4 protein-coding genes are annotated in these 3,673 nt (G+C 74.8%); 1 reads left to right on the top strand and 3 read right to left on the bottom strand.

Annotated features, from left to right (window positions below; genetic code table 11):
• Positions 1-227: 227 nt before the first annotated feature.
• Both DVA66_RS18195 and DVA66_RS18190 read right to left on the bottom strand, forming a co-directional pair.
• Positions 228-527: a DUF4193 domain-containing protein gene (locus DVA66_RS18195; protein WP_114125055.1), complete on the bottom strand. Its 300-nt coding sequence runs from the start codon at positions 525-527 to the stop codon at positions 228-230.
• Positions 528-663: 136 nt separating this feature from the next.
• Entirely contained in the window at positions 664-1,788 is a 1,125-nt protein-coding gene (locus DVA66_RS18190; RefSeq protein ID WP_232822053.1) for a ferrochelatase, read from the bottom strand.
• A gap of 112 nt (positions 1,789-1,900) precedes the next feature.
• Between DVA66_RS18190 and sepH the strand changes: the two genes are divergently transcribed.
• A complete protein-coding gene (gene sepH, locus DVA66_RS18185; protein ID WP_157974110.1) occupies positions 1,901-3,253 on the top strand; it encodes a septation protein SepH in 1,353 nt (450 codons plus the stop codon).
• Between the two features lie 45 nt (positions 3,254-3,298).
• Here the strand turns inward: sepH and DVA66_RS18180 are convergent.
• On the bottom strand, positions 3,299-3,673 hold a 375-nt coding region (locus DVA66_RS18180), incomplete at its 5' end, for a sulfurtransferase (protein ID WP_269801641.1).

The following is a 3,673-nucleotide window of genomic DNA, read 5'->3' as shown; positions in this document are numbered from 1 at the left end:
GAGCGGCCAGGACAGCACCAGCGCACAGGTCACGGCCACCGAGGCCACCGCGGCCAGCGCCACCAGGACCCAGCTCCAGGGCACGAGCAGACGTTCGCGGTGGCTCACCCGGCCAACCTAGTGCCCGCCACCGGTCGCGGCGAACCGCCAGAACGCCGACGGGCGGGTGCGGAAGACCTCCGCACCCGCCCGTCCTCAGACGTCCCCTGCCGGGATGGTCGCGCCGTTCAGCCGGCGCAGTCGAAGCAGTACTCGTCGTCGCCGCGCTTCTCCGCGATCTGGCTGCGGTGCCGCACCAGGAAGCAGCCCGCACAGGTGAACTCGTCGGACTGCTTGGGCAGCACCCGGACGGTCAGCTCCTCGTGGGAGAGGTCGGCGCCGGGAAGCTCGAAGGACTCCGCAGCCTCGACCTCGTCTTCGTCGACCTTGCCGGAGTTCTTGTCGTTCCGGCGCGTCTTGAGAGCCTCGATGCTGTCCTCGCTGATCTCCTCATCGGTCTTGCGAGGGGCGTCGTAGTCGGTCGCCATGGGTTCCTTCCTCGGGGTTGCCGTGCTCTGGAGGCCAGAAACACGAGCGCATGCATATCACACGCGCCGAACTGCGGCGAGACCCCTTTTGTTCCCCGTCCGGCGTGGCTTCACGCAGGCCGCTTCGCGGACCCGCTCAGCCGGCTGCGGGGGCCTGGCAGAGGGCCGGCCGGCCCGGCTCACGCAGGTTCGGGCAGCAGTCGGCCGGGCAGCGCAGCAGGCCCGGGCTGCCGTCGTCGATGACGCTCGGGGCGGCCGGCTCCGACCGCTCCACCGCTGCCCGCTCGAGCACCAGGTCGACCAGCCCGGAGACGAAGGCCGGGTGGACGCCGGCGGTCGCCGCCCGCTCCATCCGCAGGCCCAGCTCGTCGGCGGTCTCGCGGGCCTCGGTGTCGAGGTCGAAGACGACCTCCATGTGGTCGGAGACGAAGCCGATCGGCGAGACCACGACGCTGCGGACGCCCTCGGCGGCCAGCTCGGCCAGCCGGTCGTTGATGTCGGGCTCGAGCCAGGGCTGCGACGGCGGGCCGGAGCGGGAGCAGTAGACCACGTCGAAGGGGTGCTCCACGCCGGTGCTGCGACGCAGCTGCCAGACGATCTCCGCGGCCACCGACTGGTGCCAGTCGACGTAGGAGCCGTTGTCGCTGCGCGGCGGCGGGCCGGCGGTGGCCGCCATCGCACTCGGCAGGGAGTGGGTGACGAAGAGCAGGTGCGGCACCTCGTCGGGCAGCTTGGCCAGGGCGTCGCGGACGGCCTCGGTGTTGGCGTCGACGAAGCCGGGGTGCTGGGCGTAGTGGCGGACCCGGTCCACCTCCAGCTCGGTGCCGGTGGCGCGGACGGCGTCCCAGGCGTCCCAGAGGTTCTCCCGGTACTGCCGGCAGGAGGAGTAGGAGGGGTAGGCGCTGGTGGTCACCGCGAGCACCCGGCGGTGGCCGTCGGCGGCGATCTCGGCCATGGTGTCGGCCAGCCAGGGCGCGGTGTTGCGGTTGCCCCAGTACAGCGGGGTGTCCAGGCCGCGGGCGTCCAGCTCGGCCCGCAGCGCGGCCAGCAGCTCCCGGCACTGGTCGTTGATCGGGCTGCGTCCGCCGAAGGCCAGGTAGTGCCCGGCCACCTCCTGCAGCCGCTCCTCGGGGATGCCCCGTCCGCCGGTGACCTGGCGGAGGAAGGGCATCACCTCCTCGGGGCCCTCGGGACCGCCGAAGGAGACCAGCAGCACGGCGTCGTAGGGCTCCAGACCGGAGGGGGGCACGGTGGAGGACACGGTCAGTCATCCTGCCATGCCGCCCCAGCGGCCCGGCACCGACCGCGCCTCCCACACGGCGGGGACCGCTGCGGGTAGGTTGGGGCGACATCATGGGAGGAGGCGCTGGTCGATGCGCACGCGCCGGTCGGTGACCACGGGGCGGCCCCGGGGTCTCACGCCCGACGGCACGCAGCTCGTCGTCACCACCGACTCCGGTGAGGACGTGGCCATCGCGGTCGAGGCACTACGGGCCACCCTCCGGCAGGATCGTCCGGAACCGGCCCGACTGGAGATGCAGATGGACAGTGGACTGACACCTCGCGAGATCCAGGAGCGGATCCGCGCCGGGGCCTCCCCCGAGGAGGTCGCCGAGAGCGCGGGCGTCCCGGTCGAGCGCATCCAGGCCTTCGCCGCGCCCGTGCTCGCCGAGCGCATCCACGTGGTCACCCTCGCCCTGTCGTCCTCGGTCCGTCGCCGTGGCGAGCCGGTCAGCGGACGCACCCTGCGCGACCTCGTCACCGAGCGGCTGGTCGCCCACCAGATCCCCAGCAAGGCCGTCGACTGGCAGGCCTGGCGCACCGAGGACCGCCAGTGGCGGGTGTCGGGGACGGTGACCACCGGCGAGGAGGTGCGGCGCGGGGAGTTCCTCTTCGACCTCAAGGCCCGGTTCAGCACCGCCGTCGACGACGACGCCCGCTGGCTGCTCGGCGAGCTGAGCACCGCCCGTCCGCGCACCACCGCCGACCCCGACAGCGAGCCCACCGAGGACCTCGGCGACGACGAGCTGGCCCTGGTCCGGGCGCTGTCGGGCTCTCCGCTGCAGGGCGGCGGGCTGCTGGCCGGTGGCGGGCTGGAGGAGGAGCCGGGCCGGCGCGAGGACTCCGGGCCGATCTGGCGGCCCGGCAGCCCGCGACAGCTCTCCGGCGCCGAGCAGCACGACTCGGGGCGGATCCCCCGCTGGCCGCAGGGTCCCGACGCCGACCTGGCCGGCCCGCCGGTCGCGCCCGCCCCGGTTCCGGCCCCCGCCGGTGGCGACGTGGTGCCCGACGACGACTCCGACCTCGACGTCCTCTACGCGATGCTCGGCGGCGTCCAGGAGGACTCGGTGACCATCTACACCGGGCTGGACGACCGGCCCACGGAGCCGGCCGAGCCCGTCACGGCCGACACCGAGCCGGACACCCGGGCCGACCCGGTCGACGAGGCCGCCGCTGCCCCCTCGGCCGAGGAGCCCCGACGGCGTCGGCGGCGCGCACGCCGGTCCGGCACGCCGGAGCAGGTCGAGGTGCCGGCGCCGGCCGAGCCACCGGTCGAGTCGGGGGTCGACGACCTGGAGCAGCCGTCGCTGCTGGAGGACGCCGACCAGCCCGGCGAAGCGGCGGCGGAGGCCGTCGAGCCGCCGCCGGCGAAGAAGGGTGGCCGGCGCAAGCGGGCCAGCATCCCCAGCTGGGACGAGATCATGTTCGGGGCGCCCCGGCGCTGACCGGCCTCCGACGGCGGCGGCCGCGGCCGTGCGCCCCGGACCCGTTCAGGAGCCGGTGGCCACCGGCCGGTCGGGGTCGCTGACCCAGTCGCTCCACGAGCCGGCGTAGAGCACGCCGTCCTCGCGCCCCAGCTCGGCCAGCGCCAGCAGGCCCTGGGTGGCGGTCACCCCGGACCCGCAGTAGAGCACCGGCTCGGCGTCGAGGTCGCCGACCGCATCGGCCAGCCGGTCCGTCGGCAGCATCCGGCCGTCCGCGCCGAACAGCGCCGCTCCCGGCAGGTTGACCGCCCCGGGCACGTGCCCGGCCACCGGGTCGAACGGCTCGACCTCCCCGCGGAACCGCTGCGGCGCCCGGACGTCGACCACCGGCCGGCCCTGCGCCAGCGCGGCCGCCACCCCGTCGGCGTCGACCACCGGCAG

Source organism: Desertihabitans aurantiacus, assembly GCF_003344635.1.
In the GTDB taxonomy this organism is placed as follows: domain Bacteria; phylum Actinomycetota; class Actinomycetes; order Propionibacteriales; family Propionibacteriaceae; genus Desertihabitans; species Desertihabitans aurantiacus.
This window is presented reverse-complemented; position numbering and strand designations above follow the sequence as displayed.

What these genes read in the sequence shown, in the direction of transcription:
- DVA66_RS18195 (WP_114125055.1), bottom strand. Translation starts at nt 527, where the DNA reads ATGGCGACCGACTACGACGCCCCTCGCAAGACCGATGAGGAGATCAGC.
- sepH (WP_157974110.1), top strand. Translation starts at nt 1,901, where the DNA reads ATGCGCACGCGCCGGTCGGTGACCACGGGGCGGCCCCGGGGTCTCACG.